At 37.4% G+C, this 21,192-nt stretch carries 21 protein-coding genes and 1 tRNA gene; 2 read left to right on the top strand and 20 right to left on the bottom strand.

Annotation, left to right across the window (positions count from 1 at the left end; translation table 11 throughout):
* Window positions 1-59 precede the first annotated feature (59 nt).
* The 6 genes from V1503_RS12305 to V1503_RS12280 form a co-directional block, all read right to left on the bottom strand.
* The gene (locus V1503_RS12305) at window positions 60-1,244 is read right to left on the bottom strand and encodes a phosphoglycerate kinase (RefSeq protein ID WP_410627267.1); all 1,185 of its coding nucleotides are present in this window, start codon (window positions 1,242-1,244) and stop codon (window positions 60-62) included.
* A 144-nt stretch (window positions 1,245-1,388) separates the two neighbouring features.
* Complete coding sequence (gap, locus tag V1503_RS12300; RefSeq protein WP_410627265.1) at window positions 1,389-2,396, bottom strand: type I glyceraldehyde-3-phosphate dehydrogenase; 1,008 nt, start codon at window positions 2,394-2,396, stop codon at window positions 1,389-1,391.
* Between the two features lie 47 nt (window positions 2,397-2,443).
* The gene (locus V1503_RS12295) at window positions 2,444-3,463 is read right to left on the bottom strand and encodes a sugar-binding transcriptional regulator (protein WP_214483619.1); all 1,020 of its coding nucleotides are present in this window, start codon (window positions 3,461-3,463) and stop codon (window positions 2,444-2,446) included.
* Window positions 3,464-3,597: 134 nt separating this feature from the next.
* Window positions 3,598-3,849 (bottom strand): glutaredoxin family protein, encoded by a 252-nt coding sequence (locus tag V1503_RS12290; protein ID WP_410627262.1) that lies wholly within the window; start codon window positions 3,847-3,849, stop codon window positions 3,598-3,600.
* A 33-nt stretch (window positions 3,850-3,882) separates the two neighbouring features.
* Complete coding sequence (gene rpoN, locus V1503_RS12285) at window positions 3,883-5,202, bottom strand: RNA polymerase factor sigma-54 (protein ID WP_410627260.1); 1,320 nt, start codon at window positions 5,200-5,202, stop codon at window positions 3,883-3,885.
* 537 nt (window positions 5,203-5,739) lie between these two features.
* Window positions 5,740-5,811: transfer RNA gene (locus V1503_RS12280), tRNA-Arg, on the bottom strand.
* Window positions 5,812-6,019: 208 nt separating this feature from the next.
* Here V1503_RS12280 and clpP point away from each other — a divergent pair.
* Window positions 6,020-6,604, top strand: a complete 585-nt coding sequence (gene clpP, locus V1503_RS12275) for an ATP-dependent Clp endopeptidase proteolytic subunit ClpP (protein WP_410627258.1) — start codon at window positions 6,020-6,022, stop codon at window positions 6,602-6,604.
* 55 nt (window positions 6,605-6,659) lie between these two features.
* Here clpP and V1503_RS12270 read toward each other — a convergent pair whose 3' ends face one another.
* From V1503_RS12270 to V1503_RS12240, 7 genes are all read right to left on the bottom strand, one after another.
* Window positions 6,660-6,917 (bottom strand): HPr family phosphocarrier protein, encoded by a 258-nt coding sequence (locus V1503_RS12270; protein WP_214484204.1) that lies wholly within the window; start codon window positions 6,915-6,917, stop codon window positions 6,660-6,662.
* A 28-nt stretch (window positions 6,918-6,945) separates the two neighbouring features.
* Entirely contained in the window at window positions 6,946-7,899 is a 954-nt protein-coding gene (gene whiA, locus V1503_RS12265; protein WP_214484205.1) for a DNA-binding protein WhiA, read from the bottom strand.
* Window positions 7,900-8,146: 247 nt separating this feature from the next.
* On the bottom strand, window positions 8,147-9,127 hold the full coding sequence (locus V1503_RS12260) for a gluconeogenesis factor YvcK family protein (protein WP_410627255.1): 981 nt from the start codon (window positions 9,125-9,127) through the stop codon (window positions 8,147-8,149).
* A gap of 3 nt (window positions 9,128-9,130) precedes the next feature.
* Window positions 9,131-10,018, bottom strand: coding sequence for an RNase adapter RapZ (gene rapZ / locus V1503_RS12255; RefSeq protein ID WP_214484207.1), 888 nt, complete (start codon window positions 10,016-10,018; stop codon window positions 9,131-9,133).
* Between the two features lie 22 nt (window positions 10,019-10,040).
* The gene (locus V1503_RS12250) at window positions 10,041-10,499 is read right to left on the bottom strand and encodes an 8-oxo-dGTP diphosphatase (protein ID WP_214484208.1); all 459 of its coding nucleotides are present in this window, start codon (window positions 10,497-10,499) and stop codon (window positions 10,041-10,043) included.
* 467 nt (window positions 10,500-10,966) lie between these two features.
* Window positions 10,967-11,908, bottom strand: coding sequence for a thioredoxin-disulfide reductase (gene trxB, locus V1503_RS12245; protein WP_410627252.1), 942 nt, complete (start codon window positions 11,906-11,908; stop codon window positions 10,967-10,969).
* 311 nt (window positions 11,909-12,219) lie between these two features.
* Window positions 12,220-13,710 (bottom strand): tetratricopeptide repeat protein, encoded by a 1,491-nt coding sequence (locus tag V1503_RS12240; RefSeq protein WP_410627250.1) that lies wholly within the window; start codon window positions 13,708-13,710, stop codon window positions 12,220-12,222.
* Window positions 13,711-14,250: 540 nt separating this feature from the next.
* On the opposite strand from V1503_RS12240, the gene V1503_RS12235 reads away from it, so the two are divergent.
* Window positions 14,251-15,762: an MDR family MFS transporter gene (locus tag V1503_RS12235; protein ID WP_410627248.1), complete on the top strand. Its 1,512-nt coding sequence runs from the start codon at window positions 14,251-14,253 to the stop codon at window positions 15,760-15,762.
* Window positions 15,763-15,892: 130 nt separating this feature from the next.
* Here V1503_RS12235 and hisIE read toward each other — a convergent pair whose 3' ends face one another.
* The 7 genes from hisIE to hisG are packed head-to-tail and all read right to left on the bottom strand — an operon-like array spanning window position 15,893 to window position 21,137.
* A complete protein-coding gene (gene hisIE / locus V1503_RS12230; RefSeq protein WP_410627246.1) occupies window positions 15,893-16,519 on the bottom strand; it encodes a bifunctional phosphoribosyl-AMP cyclohydrolase/phosphoribosyl-ATP diphosphatase HisIE in 627 nt (208 codons plus the stop codon).
* Window positions 16,516-17,274 (bottom strand): imidazole glycerol phosphate synthase subunit HisF, encoded by a 759-nt coding sequence (gene hisF, locus V1503_RS12225; protein ID WP_214484212.1) that lies wholly within the window; start codon window positions 17,272-17,274, stop codon window positions 16,516-16,518. The genes hisIE and hisF overlap by 4 nt, the downstream gene beginning before the upstream one ends.
* Window positions 17,271-18,008 carry a 1-(5-phosphoribosyl)-5-[(5-phosphoribosylamino)methylideneamino]imidazole-4-carboxamide isomerase gene (hisA, locus tag V1503_RS12220; protein WP_410627243.1) on the bottom strand — a complete coding sequence of 246 codons (738 nt, stop codon included), beginning with the start codon at window positions 18,006-18,008 and terminating at the stop codon, window positions 17,271-17,273. Before hisA ends, hisF begins: the two co-directional genes overlap by 4 nt.
* The gene (gene hisH / locus V1503_RS12215) at window positions 18,005-18,631 is read right to left on the bottom strand and encodes an imidazole glycerol phosphate synthase subunit HisH (RefSeq protein ID WP_410627241.1); all 627 of its coding nucleotides are present in this window, start codon (window positions 18,629-18,631) and stop codon (window positions 18,005-18,007) included. Before hisH ends, hisA begins: the two co-directional genes overlap by 4 nt.
* Window positions 18,632-19,219 (bottom strand): imidazoleglycerol-phosphate dehydratase HisB, encoded by a 588-nt coding sequence (gene hisB, locus V1503_RS12210; protein ID WP_496113366.1) that lies wholly within the window; start codon window positions 19,217-19,219, stop codon window positions 18,632-18,634.
* On the bottom strand, window positions 19,216-20,502 hold the full coding sequence (gene hisD, locus V1503_RS12205) for a histidinol dehydrogenase (RefSeq protein ID WP_410627237.1): 1,287 nt from the start codon (window positions 20,500-20,502) through the stop codon (window positions 19,216-19,218). Before hisD ends, hisB begins: the two co-directional genes overlap by 4 nt.
* Window positions 20,499-21,137: an ATP phosphoribosyltransferase gene (gene hisG, locus V1503_RS12200; RefSeq protein WP_410629427.1), complete on the bottom strand. Its 639-nt coding sequence runs from the start codon at window positions 21,135-21,137 to the stop codon at window positions 20,499-20,501. Before hisG ends, hisD begins: the two co-directional genes overlap by 4 nt.
* Between the last annotated feature and the right edge of the window lie 55 nt (window positions 21,138-21,192).

Here is a 21,192-nt window from a genome sequence, read left to right as displayed (position 1 = left end):
ATGGACAACTCAGTAATTCGTCCCTCATTTATCTCTTACATTTTGAACAACCTCGTTAATTATTTATCTTGTAATGCTACAACACCTGGTAAAGCCTTACCTTCCATAAATTCAAGTGAAGCTCCACCGCCTGTAGAAATATGACTCATCTTATCAGCTAAATCAAATTTCTCGACTGCTGCAGCTGAATCTCCGCCACCGATAACAGAATACGTATCATTTGCATCCGCAAGTGCTTCTGCAACTGCTTTAGTTCCATTTGCAAAAGAGTCCATTTCAAAAACACCCATCGGTCCATTCCAAATAACAAGCTTAGATTTTGCAATCACATCTCGGTATATTTCTCTTGTTTTTGGACCAATATCTAAACCTTCCCAATCACTCGAAATGTTGTCGATACTTACATGTTTTATGTTAGCCTCATTTGAAAAATCGTCTGCAACAACCGTATCAACAGGCATATAAAAGTTCACACCTTTTGCTTTTGCCTTATCAATAAATGACTTTGCAAGATCGATTTTATCTTCTTCTAATAATGATTTACCAACATCATGTCCTAATGCTTTGATAAATGTGTACGCTAATCCCCCACCGATAATGAGATTATCAACATTATCAAGAAGGTTATCAATTACACCAATTTTATCTTTTACTTTAGCTCCTCCAATAACTGCTGTGAATGGGCGCTCAGGATTAGATAAAGCTTTGCCTAGCACTTCAAGCTCTTTTTCCATTAAAAATCCTGATACTGCTGGTAAATGTTCTGCAATACCAGCTGTTGTTGCATGCGCGCGATGTGCAGCACCAAAAGCATCATTTACATATATGTCAGCAAGCTCTGAGAAAGCTTTTGCTAATTCAGGATCATTTTTTTCTTCCCCTGGATAGAAACGAACGTTTTCAAGTAAAAGTACATCACCTTCTGATAAACTAGCAATTGCATTGTTTACTTCTTCACCGTATGCAACATTCGTCTTAACTACTTGTTTCCCAAGATGCTCACTTAAACGTTCTGCAACCGCAGTTAAGCGTAGTTCTTCCACAACGTTTCCTTTAGGACGTCCAAGATGACTTGCTAAAATTACTTTTGCACCTTGCTCCATCAAATATTGAATTGTTGGAAGTGCTGCACGAATACGAGTGTCATCAGTGACAACTCCATCGTTCATAGGCACATTAAAATCGACACGACAAAAAACTCGCTTTCCTTTTACATCAACATCTTTTACAGTCTTTTTGTTCATTTGCAAAAGGCCTCCATTTCTGATGATTCTTCATAATCATTACTAAATCATGATAAGCGAAGTATTTATATCAAATTCTCTTTTCTTAAGTAAAGGGAGGGGGAATACTTCCCCTCTCCCCTATTGCAATGTATTTATGTTATCTTACAAGCCTTTTGAAACCATGTAGTCAATTAAATCAACAACACGATGAGAATATCCACTTTCATTGTCATACCAAGATACAACTTTCACAAGATTTCCTTCCATAACCATTGTTGAAAGTGAATCAATTGTAGATGAAGCAGGGTCACCGTTGTAATCGCCAGATACTAATGGCTCTTCACTGTAATTTAAGATTCCTTTTAGGTCGCCTTCAGAAGCTTGTTTGAAAGCTGCATTAATTTCTTCAGCAGTAACTTCTTTGTCAACCTCAGCAACTAAGTCAACTAAAGAAACGTTTGGAGTTGGTACGCGCATAGCCATACCATTTAATTTTCCTTTTAATTCAGGTAATACTAATGACACAGCTTTTGCAGCACCAGTAGTCGTTGGAATAATATTTTCAGCAGCTGCACGAGCACGTCTGTAATCTTTATGTGGTAAATCTAAGATTTGTTGGTCATTTGTATATGAGTGAACAGTCGTCATCATACCACGACGGATACCAAAGTTATCATTTAATACTTTAGCAAATGGTGCTAAACAGTTTGTAGTACAAGATGCATTTGAAACTACGTGGTGGTTTGCAGCATCATATTGATCTTCGTTTACACCCATAACAATTGTAATATCTTCATCTGATGCAGGAGCAGAAATAATAACTTTTTTAGCACCAGCTTCAATATGTTTAGCAGCATCAACGCGCTTAGTGAAACGTCCAGTTGACTCAACTACAACATCAACTCCAAGATCTCCCCAACCAAGTTGTGCTGGATCACGTTCTGCTTTTACAAGGATTTCCTTACCGTCAACTACTAAATTGTTACCATTAACAGTTACATCAACATCTAATTTTCCATGAACTGAGTCATATTTTAAAAGATGAGCAAGCATATTTGCATCTGTTAAATCATTAACAGCAACTACTTCAATATTAGGGTTTTTTAATGCAGCACGAAATACGATACGACCAATACGGCCAAATCCATTAATACCAACTTTTACAGTCATGATAATTTCCTCCTTAAAATAGAAAGCTTAAATATATTAGGTAGGGATTAACCCTTAACTAACTCTTTTGCAGCACCTTCGTCGGTAATGAGCAAGGCGTTACTTGTTTGTTTAAAATAGGCTTTAATTGCTTTAGCCTTTGAGCCACCACCAGCAATTGCTATTACTGATTTATTATGTTTTAGGTCTTCAAGTTGTAGGCCAATCGTTTGAGCTTTATATACGACTTCTCCATGCTTATTAAAGTAATATCCAAAGGCTTCTGCTACAGCATTCGCCATTTCGATTTTCTTCATATCTTCATCTGAAGTTTTTCGGCGTATAGCCATAGTTTTAGCGTCTCCGATACCATGTATAACTATACTGGATGATTTTATAAGCGTGAGTACCTCTTTAATCGCAGGTTCTTCTATAATCGATTGGTAGGCTTCAGTACTAACTTGATCTGGGACATGAAGCAGTTGGTAGTTACCCATTGCTTTTTCAGCCATTTTTGCACATATCGTATTCGCTTGATTTTTTACATTCTCTCCTAAGCCACCTCGTGCAGGAACAAATAAGGTTTCCTTACTTTCGGTATTGGGAGTCATCATCTCTGCTACAGCAGCTAAAGTCGTACCTCCAGTTACCGCAACGATGCTGTTATCTTTCAAGCGCTTTTTAATACATGCAACACTCGCTCTGCCCATTTCTTTCTGAACCCAAGCCGATTGATCACTATCCCCTGATACTACAATTACTTCTTGTAGGCCTAATTTTTTCTTAACCTTCTCTTCAAGTAGCTTTAGTCCAGAGATTTCCTTCATCATCTCCTCAAGCTGCCGAAGAACGTAGACACCATCTTTCGTAATTGTCATACCAGACGCTTGTACAGAAAGTAAATCTTGATCCTTTAAGAATTGTACTTCAGCACGTAAGACCCTTTCACTCATACCTAGGCTAAGTGATAAACTTCTTCTGCCTATAGGTTGCATTAACCTTACATATTGTAAAACTTGATAGCGCCTTTGCATAACCTCTAGAAGGTTAGGTAATAATTTTTGTTGAACTTCAATTAATGAACGCATTGCAGTTCTCCTTAAAATTGGTGAAATTACCATCCGGGACTTTTAAAGTCCACCTATGACATATTATGTCCCGCATGTGGTAAAAAAAATCACCCCTGTTACAACTCTTATTCTAACAGGACTGACCCCTTTAATCAACCATTTAATCCTTGCTGTAAGCGCTTTTTTATTACATCTTTGTGAATAACTCCATACGCAATTTCTTCGCCCGCTATCTCAACTACAGGTATCATTAACTGATATTTCTCTAATAGCTGATCATCCTTGTAAATATCAGTTAATTCAAGTTGAAAAGGAATTTCAGCTTGTAGTTCAACTAATATTTTTTGAGCTTTGTCACATAAAGGACAGTTTTCCTTCGTATACATGATTACTGTTTTGCTCATATCTTTCATCCTTTCAAAACAAAAACGCCTTCTTCAATCATATCTTTTTCTTTTTGAAGAAGACAAGATACCTAATTGATCTCTATACTTTGCAATTGTTCTTCGTGACACAATGATTTTGAAATCTCTATTTAACAGATTAACTAGTTTTTGGTCAGACAACGGACTTGCTTTGTCTTCCTCGTTTATCATTTGCTGTATTAACTCTTTAACTCTTGTTGAAGAAGCATCTTCATTAGAAGACGTATTGAGACTACTACTGAAAAATACCTTCATTTCAACTAAACCAAAGGGAGTCTGTACATATTTTCCTTTAACGGCTCTACTGACAGTAGATTCATGACATCCGACTACTTCTGCGACCTCTCTCATTGTAAGGGGTTTCAAAGATGATAACCCATGAACAAAAAAATTCGTCTGCCTCAATATGATTTGTTTTGTAACACTTAATAACGTCTGCTTTCTTTGTTCGAGGCTCTTGATAATCCATCCCCATTGTAAACCTTTTTCTCTTACAAAAGCACTCACTTTCTCATCATCTACATTAGATAGGTCTTGCTCATATTGGACGTTAAATGATAGCTTTGGAAAATAATCTTCGTTAATAGCAGCTTCAAAATGTCCATTTTTGCGTTCAATAATTATATCAGGAATAATATAGGTTGTCTGTTCATGATGAAAAATATGTCCAGGACGAGGCTCTAATAATTGTATATGATCAAATATTTGTTGAATCTCTTTAGGCTTTACATTCAAAATCTTCGCCAAAGCCTTCCACGATTTTTGTGCAAACAATTCAAAGTAATCTTTAATAATAACTTCAGCTAATTCGTTCCTATGCTGCTCCCTTTGTAGCTGTATAAGCAAGCACTCTTGAACACTCCTTGCCCCAACTCCCACTGGATCAAGGTTTTGAATAATTTCTACACATTTAGTTATATCCTGCGCAGTAACCCCAAAGCGATTAATGACATCTTGAGCCTCAAAATGAAGATAACCGTTATTATCTATATTTTCTATGAGATGATCAACAACATTTCTTTCTATATTACTTATTGGTAATAGTAATATTTGTGAACGAAGATGATCGTATAGTTTTTCAGGCTCTCCCCCGATATTTTCCAACCAATTATGTTGCTTACTTTGAGATGATGTGTTGGAAGTTTTTTTTCTAGGTATATCAAATGGTGTACTTTCCTGTATCTCAACAAGAGGATTTTCTATAGCTATATCATGTAAAAAGGTAAGTAGTTCTTGAGAGGAATATTGAAGAAGCTCAATTGCTTGAGATAGTTCCTTAGTCATCGTAAGCTTTAACGTTTGTTCTTGAAATAACCCCGGTCTCATTTCCATGCTCTCCACCCCATATCTATTTTACAATATATGAGATAATAGGTGTATGGTAAAACAATGGAAGTTAGAAAAGCGACGCCGACTAAGCAGACTCGACAAGCACTGGAAGCTTTTCATTTGAAGGCGATTTTTGCCTTTGAATGAAAAGGTGAAGTGACCTCGAAAGGCTAGAAGGCAAAGCTGGACATCTAGAAAAACGGAAGCTCCTTGGTCATCCACTTCAAGCGCTGGAATCATCACACATAAAGGCGCTCTTTGCCTTTGGGTGTAATGGTGAAACGACTCGATAGGTGCTGGAGTTAGACAGTTAGAAAAGTGGAGACGACTTGCTCAGCCTCGATAAGCGTTGGAGCTTCAAACTGTGAAGGCGATTTTTGCCTTTATGGTTTGAAGCGAAACGTCTCGAGGCGAATCTAGACAACTATTAAAAAGCACCTTATTCATCTGAAGCTCTATCATTTAAAGGCGCTCTTCCCTTCCAAGTTTCTTGAACAAAAAAAACCTTCTTTTAAAAAGAAGATTTTTTCTCTTATGTAACGCCCTCGACAGGATTCGAACCCACCCTAAGAGAACCGGAATCTCTCGTGCTATCCACTACACTACGAGGGCATATAACAGATTGCTTTCAATATTATATGTTAGATTGATGTACAATGCAAGCAGAATTCAGTAGTATTTAGGTATAGCAGGTATGGATTTAAAAAAACATGAATAAGATAGTATTGTTAGTACTTTTCGTTTGACCTTTATTGACCATAGGTGTATGATAAAAATTACATAAATATCTAAATAAAGTTTAAAAAGGAGGATAATTAAATTGAATCTAATTCCTACTGTTATCGAACAGACAAATCGCGGAGAAAGAGCATATGACATTTACTCACGATTATTAAAGGATCGTATTATAATGTTAGGTAGCGCTATAGATGATAATGTAGCAAACTCAATTGTATCCCAATTTCTATTTCTTGCAGCAGAGGACCCAGAAAAGGATATTTCTTTGTATATAAATAGTCCTGGAGGATCAATTACTGCAGGAATGGCAATTTATGATACGATGCAGTTTATTAAACCTAATGTTTCAACAATGTGTATAGGAATGGCAGCATCAATGGGTGCATTTTTATTAGCTGCTGGTACGAAAGGCAAGCGTTTTGCTTTACCAAATAGTGAAGTGATGATTCACCAACCACTAGGTGGTGCTCAAGGTCAAGCAACTGAAATAGAAATTGCTGCGAAGCGCATTTTATTCTTACGTGATAAATTAAATGGCATCCTTTCTGATCGTACTGGTCAGCCATTAGAAGTGATCGAACGTGATACAGAGCGTGATAACTTTATGACTGCTGAAAGAGCCACAGAATACGGCTTAATCGATAAAGTTCTACACCCAGCGAAGTAATCATCTACTTACTAAATAAGCAAAAAACCCTCTCACTGTTGTGAGAGGGTTTTATTTAGCCATTTTGAATAACAAAATTACATAATGCTTCAAGTGCTTCTTCTTCATCTTGCCCATCAGCATACAATGTAATTGTTGAACCATTGCTAACCGCTAAGCTCATTAGGCCCATAATGCTTTTAGCATTTACCTTTTTGCCATTCTTCTCTAAAAAAATATCTGAAGCGTAACGATTCGCCTCTTGAACAAATAGAGCTGCTGGTCGAGCTTGTAATCCTGTTTTCAATTGTACCTCTACTTTTTTTTCAACCATTTCATGTTCCTCCCTTTTTCAAAAGCTATTATTTTGTTTTAATAGAATGACCTGATCGCAGCTTGTCTGCGATTTCATCTATTTTTCGAAGGCGATGATTAATCCCTGACTTACTAATGCTTCCACCAGGTAGCATTTCACCTAGTTCCTTTAATGTAACATCTTGATAAGTAATTCTTAGCTCTGCAATAACTCGAAGCTTGTCGGGAAGTGAACTAAGCCCTACTGTTTCATCAATATACCGAATATTTTCTACTTGCCTAATAGCTGCACCGACTGTTTTATTTAAATTGGCAGTCTCACAGTTCACTAAGCGATTAACTGAATTCCTCATGTCTCTAACAATACGGACATCTTCAAATCTTAACAATGCACTATGGGCACCGATAATATTTAGAAATTCAGCAATCTTTTCAGCTTCTTTTAAATACGTTACAAAGCCTTTTTTTCTTTCAATCATTTTACAATTTAATTGGAAGCTGGTGTTCATTAATTCACAAAGTGCTTGACTATGTTCCCGATATAACGAAAATATCTCTAGGTGGTATGAAGACGTTTCTGGATTATTGATCGATCCGCCTGCTAAAAAAGCTCCACGTAAATAAGATCTTTTACAACATTTTTTCTTAATTAAGTCATCTGAAATCCTTCCAAGAAACGAGAAACCTTCATCGATGATTTTTAAGTCTTCAAGAATACCTTTAGCGCTTTCAATTAAGCGAACAATATATACATTATTCTTTTTCAAACGCATTTTTTTTCTAACTAATAGTTCAACTGAGACATCATACAATCTCTTTAGCAATGTATAGATACGTCTTGCAATTGCTGCATTTTCAGTTTGGATAGTTACAATGAGTTTACGATTTGAAAAAGTTAATGACCCATTCATTCTTATTAATGCAGAGAGCTCTGACTTTGCACAGCAATCTTTAATTTCAATATTTGTGAGTTCCTTTTTGGTCTCTGATGCATATGACATACCTCTCAGCCCCTTTTATCTATATGCCGTTAAATAGGAGGACAAAAAGGTCGACGCAGAATAAGGCGGTATAGCTTCTGTCACCTCTGAGGTTACTTACATTGAGCAACCTCCTTGACTCCTTCCAATATAACTAGTATATGCAAATACAAACAAAATTGTATTTTGCATTCAAAAATTAAGTAGTTCCATTAAAATGCTATCACACTCGTACATAAAAGGTAAATGAGTACTTTGTATACGACCGTTACATTCCATGGATTTTGTGAACATTCTGTAAAAGTGAGTATAAGAGAGATGCTACTTTCTTTGTGTCATGTCGAATGACTCCATCTTCAAAGCTAATAATATTATCGTGAATAATATCTAACCCTAAATCCTTTAATCGTTCGATATCATATATGACTGGTTGAGCCATTTCTTTTGCATATCTATCCATAATGTACGCAGGGATTTCCTCTTCATTCACCATAATCACATCAAGAAAATCGCATTTCATATGATCATAAAGTGCTCTAACATGGTCACTTGCTGTATAGTTTGATGTTTCTCCAAACTGAGTCATCACATTACACATATAGACCTTTTTTGCTGTTGCAGCACAAACCTCTTTTCCTATATTAGAAACTAATAGGTTAGGTAAAATACTTGTATATAAACTTCCGGGGCCAATAACAATTAAATCTGCTTCGCGTATTGCTGCTATTGTCTCAGAAAGCGGCTTAACATCTTCTGGTGTCAAAAAGACACGTTGGATCTTCTTTCCATAATCAGGTATTTTTGATTCTCCAGATACCAATGTTCCATCTGCCATTTCAGCATGCAAATTAACGCTTCTATTAGCAGCTGGTAACACTTGACCTCTCACGTTTAACACTTTGCTCATTTCTCCAATTGCATGAACAAAATCGCCTGTTATATTTGTCATTGCAGCTAAGATAATATTTCCCAATGAATGTCCAGACAAACCATTGCCATCCTCAAACCTATACTGGAACAACTCTTCAACCAATGGTTCAACATCTGATAAAGCTACTAACACATTTCTAATATCACCAGGTGGTGGAATGTCAAGCTCGTTTCTAAGTCTTCCTGAGCTCCCACCATCATCAGCCACTGTAACGATAGCGGTGATATTCACAGGGTATTGCTTTAAGCCCCGCAATAAGACAGGTAAGCCTGTACCTCCGCCTATAATTACAATATTAGGCTGTTTTTTTCTTTCCATGTATTATTTTTCCTTTCGCTTGTCAATATCTCGATGAGATATACGAGTTTTATAGCTATTTTCAAAATACTGACCTAAATACTCCGCTAGTGTTACGGAGCGGTGCTGACCACCAGTACATCCAATTGCAACGATGAGCTGGCTCTTTCCTTCTCTTTTATAATGTGGCAGCATAAAAGTCAATAAATCAACAACTTTTGTTAAAAATTTTTGCGTATCATTCCATTTTAATACATATGATGAAACTTCTTCATTGAGACCAGTTTTAGGTCTCATATGATCAATATAATGAGGGTTCGGTAAAAAACGAACATCGAAGACTAAATCAGCATCTATCGGCAAACCATATTTAAAGCCAAAAGAAACAACATTAACAGTAAAAATTTGTTTACCTTGGGTTGCAAACTGCTGTAATATTTTTTCCCTCAAGTCACGAGGTTTTAAATCAGATGTATCATAAATCAGCTGTGCTCTTCCCTTTAATTCTTCCAACATTTTTCTTTCTAACTGAATACCTTCAAGAGGAAGTCCTTCTTGAGACAGCGGATGAGATCTCCTCGTCTCTTTATAACGACTGACTAAAGTCGCATCCTTGGCATCTAAAAATAAGATTTGAGGTGTGATCCACGATTTCTCTGCCATATCATCTAGTGCTTCAAATAGTGTTTCAAAAAATTCTCTTCCTCTTAAGTCCATTCCAAGTGCTACTTTATTCATCTTATTACCGGAATCCTTCATAAGTTCTAGAAATTTCGGAAGTAAAGAAGGCGGTAGATTATCAACACAAAAATATCCTAAATCTTCAAAGCTTTGTATGGCTACCGTTTTCCCTGCACCAGACATTCCTGTAATAATGACCATTTGGATATCACTCATTGAGCCAGTACTCATACTATTACCCCCTCAAACACGTTTAACTAGGATCTAATCGATAAGAAAGCAACTCAAAGTTCGGCGTATATGTGAAAGTACCATAAATGATACCTTTTCCATTAACCATATAGTCAATAATGTGATAGTCACCTGGCGCCATAGGTAGCTTGGATATTTGATCCACTTTCTGCCATGCAACCTTCCCTTCCTCTGACTCTTTCACATTGCTACCATCAAATTGTGTGGATAGAAAGGTAAACATCATCCATTCCGAAATGATTTGATTTTGCTCTTTTATCAATATTGTGAAAATACCTTTGATGCTTGGATCTTTTATAAATATACCTGTTTCTTCACGAAATTCACGTATGCAAGATTCTCTAATGGATTCTCCCTGTTCCATTTTTCCACCAGGTGCTACCCACCAGCCTCTACTAGGCTTTTGTAAAAGTAATACTTGACCTTCATGAACTAAGACGCAATTAGTTACTCTTTGCACGCCTTTCACCTCGTTGTATTTATACCATTAATTATACTATTTCTACTTGCTCGTCACAATAAATGGTATAAAAGAAATACGGAAGGCACTCATTTCCACTCAATATCAACCGTCCTATCGCTAACGATTGGCATCATCTGTTTCAGAAGACAAGCAAAGGACATTGCGTTCAGGTCGTTGTATTGTCATAAATGACAAACAGAGATTATAGCTCATAACATACCTATATAATGTAGTTTTCGCATTAATTATTATTTTTTCAGTCTTAGAAATAAGTACGTATACCTCTAACGTTCAAAATTAGAGGATCATCACGGAATAAAGTAATATAAAAAAAGGGCACGGGGTCATTTCCCGTGCCAAGGATATATTTATAAAAGGGGGTCAATTACTTATATTTATAGTACCTAATAATTGTTGCACCTGTGTTACAACTCGGTTAAAACGTTATTACGGTTTTGTTATAATTATTTCGATTTCTCTTTTAACTCTTCAATATAATGCGCTGCACTTTGGGCTGCAACACTTCCATCACCAGTAGCTGTAACGATTTGTCGAACGGTTTTTTCTCGAATGTCTCCTGATGCAAAAATACCAGGAATCTTCGTCTCCATCTGCTCATTCGTTTCAATATATCCATTTTCATTCGTAATACCAAGGTTTGCGAACGGTTTTGATAATGGATTTAAACCGATGTATATGAACACACCATCAGTATTAAATTCTTGTTCTTCACCTGTTTGAGTATCAACTAGTGTCACACTACCCACTTTTCCTTCTTTTTCATTAACCTGTTTCACAGTATGGTTCCAAATAAAATCAATCTTGTCATTATCAAATGCACGCTGTTGTAGTATTTGTTGCGCTCGAAGCTGATCACGACGATGAACAATCGTCACTTTAGATGCATAACGAGTTAGGTATACCCCTTCCTCTACTGCAGAATCTCCACCACCTACAACAACCAGTTCTTTTCCTTTAAAAAAGGCTCCATCACAAACTGCGCAATATGATACACCTCGACCACCTAGTTCATTTTCACCAGGCACTCCTAGTTTTTTATATTCTGCACCAGTGGCAATAATAACTGCTCTTGCTTTTAATTCCTTACTACTAGTGACCACAGTTTTATACTCTTCACCATCTATAATTTCCTTAATATCGCCATATGCATATTCAGCACCAAATTTCTTCGAATGCTCGAACATTTTATCAGATAACTCTGGCCCTAAGATTGATTCAAATCCCGGAAAGTTCTCAACGTCCTCAGTGTTCGCCATTTGACCACCAGGAACACCACGTTCCACCATAATCGTTGACAAATTAGCTCTTGATGTATATACCGCTGCTGTCATTCCAGCAGGTCCTGCTCCAATAATTACTACATCGTAAATTGTATCTTCTGCCATTTTATTCACTCCTTCATTATTAACTGATTCACTCATAAGAATGTTATAAAATATTCTTTCACTTAGAACATCTCTATAAGTCAATGAATATATAATACCTTTTCCTTTGGCTGTTTTCGCATTGATTGTTACTTTTCGTATTAAGATATAAGCACGTAAAGTTCCAGGCATCCTTTTATCTTTATTAACGATGATAATCTCATAAATACTTATGTGCTGTTTTAGTTTTTAACATAGCAACAAAGTATACGAAAAGCGCCTTTCCTTAATTGTATCCTATAAGACACCGAATGAATCGTCCAATAATCTGCTCACTGAAGAAGAACATTCACAAATTCACCATATTTTGAAACAGTTTTTACCGAAACATCATATTTTAAGGCAACCTCTCGTTGAGTAACTTTTTTACGTAATAACTTTTTCCATTTATATTCAATTGCTGCAGCCCAAGCTTGTGTATTCAAAAGTTCATATTTCATAATTATTCCATTATCAAATACTAAGCATGCCTTATTGAAAAGGTCAGCCATTTCTACATGACTCAGTTTATTGCTTTTAAAAATATGATCCAATATCATGTATGAATTCTTAATGTAGCCTGTATGACTATTTAATCCCTTCTGGCTAATTTTATCAGTCATATATTGAGCAAACTCACTTTCAAATGTTGTATATTTTGTTTGATCATTTTCTTGATAAATGCCAGTTGGTTCAACATTACTTCCTTGACTAACTAAAAACAAACCATACAATCGTTCATATTTATTTTCACTCTTCAATAGTGAGTTTGCGCCTTTAACAACCTCATGAGCAATATGCACTTTCCAAGGCTCTGTGCCGTGCCTATCTGGACTGAGTTCAATAACTTTTTTCCATATATTCTTTGCAAAGCTTTCGTGATCAGAGTAATACGCGGCATTTGCTAGCCAATAATAATACGTGCCATCACCTTCAAACCCTTGTTTATAAAGCTGTTTTAACCACTTGTACGCTAGCTTAGACTCTCCTACTAGCGCAAAGGTCGCTCCAAGCTTGTAGCGATGCTCAACCGTGATTGGGTATACTTTTTCAAGTTTATTGATAAGTGGCTTAACAAGCTCATCTTCTTTATGGTAATAAAAGAAGATAACCATATTACAAAGCGCGTGTAGATTCCCAGGATTTTTATCAAAAACCTCGTCAAGGGTTTGTATAGCACGATTTAAATCGCCTAAGTAGAAATGGGCTAACGCTAAATTATTATAAGCTGACCAAAATTCAGGGTTTTCCTTAATCATAGAGTTTAATAATTGTATAGCTTCTGAAAACTGACCATCTTCTAACAAGCTTCGCGCTCTTTCTTGATTTAAGATGAGCGCATCTTCCTCACTATCTTGCGCTTCTGTGCTTACATCATATTCAATACTTAACAGCTCGAGTAGATCCTCAGTATCTTCACTAAATTCTCCATTTGGAGCTTGTTTAAGATACTCAAGCGCATATTTGCGTGACATTTGAAATAACCCTAGGTGAGCATAATTATTTGCCATAAAATATGAACATTCCACCATCGTTGGGTCTACATTTTCCAATATATTAGCTAACATAATATTTGATTGCTGAAACTCTCCATTCTCCATAAGAACGATCGCCATTTGACATAAATACTCCGGCTCATTTGGTTTCAGTTGTATTGCACGAGATAAATACTTCTTCGCTTTATATAAATCGCTATTTCGATAAGCTTTTTTTCCTTTCAAGAAAAGTTTCTCATCATCTTGAAATGGAATGATAATCGCTGATTGTTTTGAGTTTTTCCCCATTCATGCCTCCATAAAAATATCTTCCTACTTGAACACTCAATTTGTTCAAAAGTGTATTTCCTGTTAAACATAAGGTGCTAGATTCACCAAAATCAGTCCACGCCTTGTGGACAATACTACTCATTAATATATCTGCTAAATTAGATGAAATGACAGGAAGATTACTCGTTAATCTTCTTGCATTTTGACTTTATGACCTCGCGTTGATGGCGCATGAGGTACACATACAATTCTTTCTTAATATTTAAACTGGCTCTTTCCAAAAAATTTGTTGCTGTTGGTACTAATAACCCAAAACCATTTATGATGAAAATAGTCACAGTCACAAACCTAATGGTATACAGATTTAACTCTTAGCACAAAAAACAACATTTAAAGTGTAAACAGCCATAAATAATTTCTGCTACTTATTAAATTAAATACTTAAAATTAAGTTCATTTCACCGATGGTAGTATAACATACATATGTTGTCCAAAAACAGTGTAAGTTTTAGGTTATAATACTATAATAATGTGCGTTAAAGAGGAAGGAGCAACCCTATGAGACAAGCCGCAGATGATATTGCAAATGTCCCAATGAAAAAGCAAACAAAAAAACCTTTAGTCCTGGCTGCTGTGATGCTTGCTATGTTTATGGCTGCTATCGAAGCTACCATTGTATCTACCGCTATGCCAGTCATTGTTGGAGAATTAGGGGGTTTTTCTTTATATAGCTGGGTTTTTTCAGGATATTTATTAATGAATGCTGTTACAGTACTTATTTATGGTAAACTGTCTGATTTATTTGGTCGCAAACCAGTTATTACCTTTGGTATTATCATTTTCTTATTAGGCTCTATATTATGTGGATTTGCTCAATCAATGGGCATGCTAATTCTTTTTCGTGTCATACAGGGATTTGGAGCAGGAGCTGTTATGCCGATCGCTTCAACCATTGTCGGTGATATTTATACAAAAGAGGAAAGAGCCAAAATCCAAGGATATTTATCAAGTGTTTGGGGAATTTCTGCAATTACCGGCCCTGCTTTAGGCGGGCTATTAGTTGAGTACGTTAGCTGGCGGTATGTCTTTTGGGTTAATATACCACTTGGTATTTTGGCCATCATCGCTTTATGGGCTTTTCTTCATGAAGACGTTGAAAAAAAGAAACATGACATTGACTACCTTGGTGCTGTACTATTGACCATTTCAATTGCTTCCTTTATGTTTATTCTCGTCGAAGGCGGTAATAATCAGTCGTGGACTTCACTACCTACATTAGGTCTACTAACGATAGGAATCATTGCAATTACGTTATTCGTTTTTCAAGAAAGACGTGCTGTAGATCCGATGATGCCCTTTAACTTATGGAAAGAGCGCTCCATATTTATTGCTAATATGGCTTCTTTGACAACAGGCATTATGCTTATTGGAATTTCTAGTTTCCTACCTGCATTTGTACAAGGGGTCATGGAACAGTCACCGATTGTTGCTGGTTTTACATTGACGACGATGAGCATCGGTTGGCCAATTGCAGCGACCGTTGCTGGTAGGTTATTATTGAAAATCGGCTTTAGAACAACATCCTTGTTCGGTGGGGCTTCATTAATATTCGGAAGCATGATATTTGTTTTCATGTCTCCTGATGCAGGACCTATTACTGCTGCCACTGGCTCATTTTTTATCGGTGTAGGGATGGGATTAACGACTACTTCTTTTATTGTTTCTATTCAAAGTACAGTTGACTGGAAACAACGGGGGGTCGCCACAGCAGCAAACATGTTCATGCGAAATGTTGGTAATACAATAGGTGCGGCTCTACTTGGAGGAATCTTAAACAATCAGTTTCAGCGATATATTCATGAACAGGAAACCAACACTGAAGGGTTAACGATTAATTCAGCAAATATTTTACTTAATGAGGAAGAAAGGAATCAGCTGTCTGAAGGTGTAAAACAAATACTTCAAGATGGACTAACCTTCTCTCTTCACTCTGTATATTACGTTGTTCTCGGATTTGCCATTGTTAGTCTAATATTAATTGCGCTACTGCCTAAAAAAGATACTGCTTAGTATATCAATTGAAAAACGTCAAAATTCCACCTAGCTTGATCTATACTCAAAAATACTAGGTGGAATTTTATCGTCGTTGACACAATTTCTTCTCTCGCCTAAATAAACCTTCGAGATTGGAAATTTCAATTTATTGCTTATGCCTTTTTTCTAAAACATTTAGCACATCATCTAATGGAAGCTTCTGCTCACGTAACAATACGAGTAAGTGATAAAGTAAGTCAGCTGTCTCCCAGGTGAGTTCATCACTATTACGATTTTTTGCTGCAATAATGACCTCCGCGGCTTCTTCTCCTACCTTTTTCAATATTTTATCTACACCTTTATCAAATAAATACGTAGTATAAGAGCCTTCTTCACGTTCTGTTTCTCTTTTTGCAATAATTTGCTCTAACTGATTTATAATAGCAAAGCGTTCATGTCCTAGCTGTTCTTTTGCACTTATGATTTCTTCTGTGAAGCATGTATATGTGCCTTTGTGACAAGCTACACCTGCTGGCTCAACGAGTACTAGTAATGCATCCTTATCACAATCATACTTCATTTCAATAATTTTTTGAGTGTTTCCTGACGTTGCGCCTTTATGCCACAACTGTTGTCTAGAGCGACTATAAAACCATGTTTCTCCCGTCTCGATAGACTTTTCTAAAGAATCCTCATTCATATATGCTAACATTAATACTTCCTTACTGACGATATCTTGAACAATTGCAGGCACTAATCCTTGGTCATTAAATGTAAGATGTGGTACCGTCACCTTACATGCACCCCCTTCTGATGTAAAAAGGTTTTTACCTCTCTAACTGATGTTTCCTTGTAATGAAAAATTGATGCAGCTAATGCAGCATCAGCCTTCCCTTCAGTAAATGCCTCGACAAAATGAGCTGCACGACCCGCTCCCCCAGATGCGATTACAGGTACAGAAACCGCCATGCTTACTTCTTTCGTCAAATCAATATCAAAACCACTCTTTTCACCATCACTATCCATACTCGTTAATAAAATTTCTCCTGCCCCGCGTCTAACAACCTCTTTCGCCCAGTCAATAACGCGCCATTCAGTTGCCTGCCTTCCTCCGTGTGTAAACACTCGCCATGTTTGAATAGTTTGATCATATTTTGCGTCAATGGCTACGACAATGCATTGTGAACCAAAATAATTTGCCCCTTCAGTGATAAGGTGAGGGTTGTTAACAGCCGCTGTGTTTATTGAAACTTTGTCCGCACCTGCACGCAACATCTTTTTCATATCTGCTAAACTATTAATGCCACCACCAACCGTGAACGGAATGGCTAGCTGACCAGCAACACTTTGCACGACGTCAACCATCGTTTTTCTTCCTTCATGTGAAGCGGATATGTCTAAAAAGACTAGCTCATCTGCACCCTCTTGATCATAGAAGGAGGCTAATTCAACAGGGTCACCTGCATCGCGTAGTTCAACAAACTGGATTCCCTTCACAACTCTTCCTTCCTTGACATCTAAACATGGAATTATTCGCTTCGTAATCATATGTCTTTCACCGCACTCACTGCCTCACTTACAGTAAATTGATTCGTGTATAGCGCCTTTCCAATAATCGCACCACTTACACCTATTTGCTTGTATTGTATTAAGCTCTTCACATCATCAAGTGAGGAAATTCCACCTGATGCAATAACCTGCTTATTCGTAGCTTGTGCCATTTCAACGACGGCATTGGTGTTAGGACCTGACAGCATGCCATCCGTCTTAATATCTGTAAAGATAAAAGTTTCCGCTCCATGTTCTGCAAGCTCCTTACCAATTACAGTCGCTTTGATTGTCGACGTCTCCAGCCAACCTTCTATCGCTGCATAACCATCTTTTGCATCGATACCTATGGCAATATGTTGCTGATATTTCTTAAGCATTTCTTTGACAAAAGGTGGGTTGTTAATTGCTGCAGATCCTAATATAATGCGCTTAATACCTTTCTCTAGATAATAGACGATGTCAGCCTCTGTTCGAATTCCACCACCAACCTGTACGTTTGCTTGTAATTGTTCAGCAATGTCAATGATTTTACTGTCATTCACTGGCTTTCCCTCTTTTGCTCCATCTAAATCGACAGTATGAATCCAAGTTGCTCCTTGATTTTCGAAGAGCTGCGCCATTGCTAATGGCGATTCTCCATAAATCGTTTCTTTAGCGTAGTCGCCCTGTAATAATCTAACGCATTTGCCATTTCTAATATCAATCGCTGGATAAATCATAAATTGTTTCATGACGACAACACCTTCCCTTCAACAAGCGCTACAAAGTTTTCTAGTATTCTTAAGCCTGTATCACTGCTTTTTTCTGGGTGAAATTGCGTTCCAAAGACATTACCCTTACCAACCACAGCTGGAACATCCACAGCATACTCACTACTTGCAATCACATCTGACTGCTTACCTGCTTGAACATAATAAGAATGTACAAAATATACATATCCATTTTTCACACCTTCTAGAAGTGATGAAGGTTGGCTAACATGTAGTTTATTCCATCCCATATGTGGTATTTTATAAGCGTCATTTTGAGGAAAGCGGACGACACGTCCCTTAATTAAGCCAAGCCCCTCTGTTAGTCCATTTTCTTCACTTTCATCAAACAATAACTGCATACCTAGGCAAATACCGAGGAGTGGTTTCCTTTGCTGAGCACAATCCTTCAAAAATGTAGTCAATCCGCTGTCGTTTAAAATTGCCATCGCGTCTTTAAATGCTCCAACGCCCGGAAGAATTAAACCTTTCGCTTGTTTTAGCAGAAGCTGGTCATCAGTTATAACATAGTCAACACCCATCCGTTCTAATGCTTTACTCACGCTATATAAATTCCCCATACCATAATCAACAATGCCGATCATTTATAACAACCCTTTCGTAGATGGTACCCCTTTTACTCTCGGATCGATCATAGTTGCTTCATCAAGCGCTCGACCTAATGCTTTAAACACTGCTTCAATCATATGATGTGTATTATGACCATAATGAATAATTACATGTAAATTTATACGCGCCTCAAGCGCAAGCTTCCAAAGAAATTCATGAACGAGCTCAGTATCAAAGGAACCGACACGTTGACTAGGCAAGTCGCCCTTCATTACAAAGTGAGGGCGATTACTGAGGTCAACAACAACCTGTGCTAGTGCTTCATCCATAGGTACGAAAGCATTTCCGTATCTTTTAATCCCACTCTTATTACCAAGAGCTTCTCTTAGCACTTGTCCTAAACAAATACCTATATCCTCTGTCGTATGATGATCATCGATTTCAGTGTCACCATTTGCACGTATTGCTAAATCAAATTGTCCATGCTTGGTAAACAGATCTAACATATGTGTTAGAAATGGAACACCCGTTTCAAGGTCAGCATTTCCCTTTCCATCAATATCAAATGATAGCTGAATCGATGTTTCATTCGTTACTCTATTTACACTCGTATTCCTCATCATGATCCCTCCTTATCAGCAGTTGGTAAACGAACCTCTATGGCACGGGCATGTGCTTCTAATCCTTCAGCTCGCGCAAAAGAAGCAATCTTTGCTCCGTTAGTAATTAACGCATCCTTACTATATGAAATAATGCTTGATTTTTTAATATAGTCATCCACTGAAAGCGGACTTGAAAAACGCGCTGTCCCATTAGTCGGAAGAACATGGTTCGGTCCAGCAAAATAATCACCAACTGGCTCTGAACTATACCTTCCAAGAAAGATAGCACCAGCATGACGAATACTTGCTACAATAGACATTGGGTCTATGGTCATAATTTCTAGATGTTCTGGTGCAAGTTCATTTACAACATCAATGGCTTCCACTAAATTATTTGTGACATAGATCGCTCCATAATCTCGTAATGATGCATGAGCGATTTCTTTACGCGGTAATGTTTCAAGTTGTTTTTCAATCTCATGCCGTACTTGTTTTGCAAGTTCTATAGACGGTGTCACAACGATGCTTGAGGCTAATGCATCATGCTCTGCTTGCGATAATAAATCAGCAGCAATTTCATTTGCATTTGCTGTATCATCTGCTAATACAACAATTTCACTAGGTCCCGCTATCATATCAATAGCAACATGCCCAAACACTTCACGTTTCGCAAGTGCTACATATATATTTCCTGGACCGACTATTTTATCAACAGAACGAATTGATTTAGTCCCATACGCAAGCGCCGCTATGGCTTGTGCTCCTCCAATTTTATATATTTCTTTAATTCCTGCTTCATGTGCAGCTACAATAACTGCGGGAGGTAACGCTCCATCATGTTGAGGAGGTGAAACAATAACGATGCGTTCAACGCCTGCAACCTGTGCGGGTATGACATTCATTAAGACAGAAGACGGGTAAGCTGCCGTTCCCCCAGGAACATATACCCCTACAGCATCAAGCGGCGTAATCTTTTGCCCTAATAATGATCCGTCCTCTTTCATCGATATCCATGTTTGTCGTACTTGACGTTGGTGATAATCTCGGATATTTTCTGCTGCCTCTCTCATTACTTGTATGAGTGTTTGATCTACTTTTTCATAAGCAGTTGAGATTTCTTCATCAGTCACACGAAAAGAGGATAGCTGAACACCATCATACTTCGTTGTTAAATCTCTAAGAGCTACATCTCCATCTTCTTTAACTTGCTCAATAATTGATAATACTGACTGTCTCTGCTGTTCTGTTCCACTATCAATTGTTCGCTTCAACGTCATGTCCTTTGATACCCGTTTTATGTTCATAGCATTTTTTCACCATCCATCACAAAATCGAGTTGCTCAATAATTGATGCAAGACGTTCAACAAGCTCACCAATTTGTTGTTCCTTCATTCGATAGCTTACTGGATTTACAATTAGTCTCGAAGTTACATGTCCTATATGCTCCATTTCAACAAGTCCATTTTCCCGCAAAGTCTGACCTGTTGAAACGATATCAACGATGCGATCAGCTAAGCCGATGAGTGGTGCTAATTCTATAGAACCATTCAGTTTTATAATTTCAACTTGCTCTCCCTGCTCTCTAAAATACGTAGATGCAATATTTGGATATTTTGTCGCTACTTTTGGTGCGACATCTGTTGTTTTTACACCGGGCAATCCAGCAACTGCTAAGTAACAATGACTAATATAAAGATCAAGTAGCTCATATACATCTCGCTCTTCTTCGAGCATGACATCCTTGCCTGCGATACCGAGATCAGCTACACCGTATTCAACATACGTTGTCACATCCATCGGCTTAGCAAGGATAAATTGAATTTGTTCTTCCTCTACATCTATAATCAACTTACGTGAAGCTTCAAATTTATTAGGCAACCGATAGCCAGCCTTTCTCAGTAATTCAACTGCTTCCGTAAAAATGCGCCCCTTTGGCATAGCGATAGTAAGCAAGCCTATTCATCTCCCTTCTGTGATGAGATACAATATATTA

This window comes from Nanhaiella sioensis (assembly GCF_046557775.1).
Classification (GTDB): Bacteria; Bacillota; Bacilli; order Bacillales; family SM2101; genus Nanhaiella; species Nanhaiella sioensis.
This window is presented reverse-complemented; position numbering and strand designations above follow the sequence as displayed.

Coding starts and splice junctions, on each gene's coding strand:
- hisH (WP_410627241.1), bottom strand. CDS start 18,631: ATGATCGGCATTGTTGATTATGGTATGGGGAATTTATATAGCGTGAGT.
- hisD (WP_410627237.1), bottom strand. CDS start 20,502: ATGAACATAAAACGGGTATCAAAGGACATGACGTTGAAGCGAACAATT.
- trxB (WP_410627252.1), bottom strand. CDS start 11,908: ATGGCAGAAGATACAATTTACGATGTAGTAATTATTGGAGCAGGACCT.
- whiA (WP_214484205.1), bottom strand. CDS start 7,899: ATGTCATATGCATCAGAGACCAAAAAGGAACTCACAAATATTGAAATT.
- rpoN (WP_410627260.1), bottom strand. CDS start 5,202: ATGGAAATGAGACCGGGGTTATTTCAAGAACAAACGTTAAAGCTTACG.
- rapZ (WP_214484207.1), bottom strand. CDS start 10,018: ATGAGTACTGGCTCAATGAGTGATATCCAAATGGTCATTATTACAGGA.
- gap (WP_410627265.1), bottom strand. CDS start 2,396: ATGACTGTAAAAGTTGGTATTAATGGATTTGGCCGTATTGGTCGTATC.
- V1503_RS12240 (WP_410627250.1), bottom strand. CDS start 13,710: ATGGGGAAAAACTCAAAACAATCAGCGATTATCATTCCATTTCAAGAT.
- V1503_RS12290 (WP_410627262.1), bottom strand. CDS start 3,849: ATGAGCAAAACAGTAATCATGTATACGAAGGAAAACTGTCCTTTATGT.
- hisF (WP_214484212.1), bottom strand. CDS start 17,274: ATGATTACGAAGCGAATAATTCCATGTTTAGATGTCAAGGAAGGAAGA.
- V1503_RS12235 (WP_410627248.1), top strand. CDS start 14,251: ATGAGACAAGCCGCAGATGATATTGCAAATGTCCCAATGAAAAAGCAA.
- hisG (WP_410629427.1), bottom strand. CDS start 21,137: ATGCCAAAGGGGCGCATTTTTACGGAAGCAGTTGAATTACTGAGAAAG.
- V1503_RS12295 (WP_214483619.1), bottom strand. CDS start 3,463: ATGCGTTCATTAATTGAAGTTCAACAAAAATTATTACCTAACCTTCTA.
- V1503_RS12260 (WP_410627255.1), bottom strand. CDS start 9,127: ATGGAAAGAAAAAAACAGCCTAATATTGTAATTATAGGCGGAGGTACA.
- V1503_RS12270 (WP_214484204.1), bottom strand. CDS start 6,917: ATGGTTGAAAAAAAAGTAGAGGTACAATTGAAAACAGGATTACAAGCT.
- V1503_RS12305 (WP_410627267.1), bottom strand. CDS start 1,244: ATGAACAAAAAGACTGTAAAAGATGTTGATGTAAAAGGAAAGCGAGTT.
- hisB (WP_496113366.1), bottom strand. CDS start 19,219: ATGATGAGGAATACGAGTGTAAATAGAGTAACGAATGAAACATCGATT.
- hisA (WP_410627243.1), bottom strand. CDS start 18,008: ATGAAACAATTTATGATTTATCCAGCGATTGATATTAGAAATGGCAAA.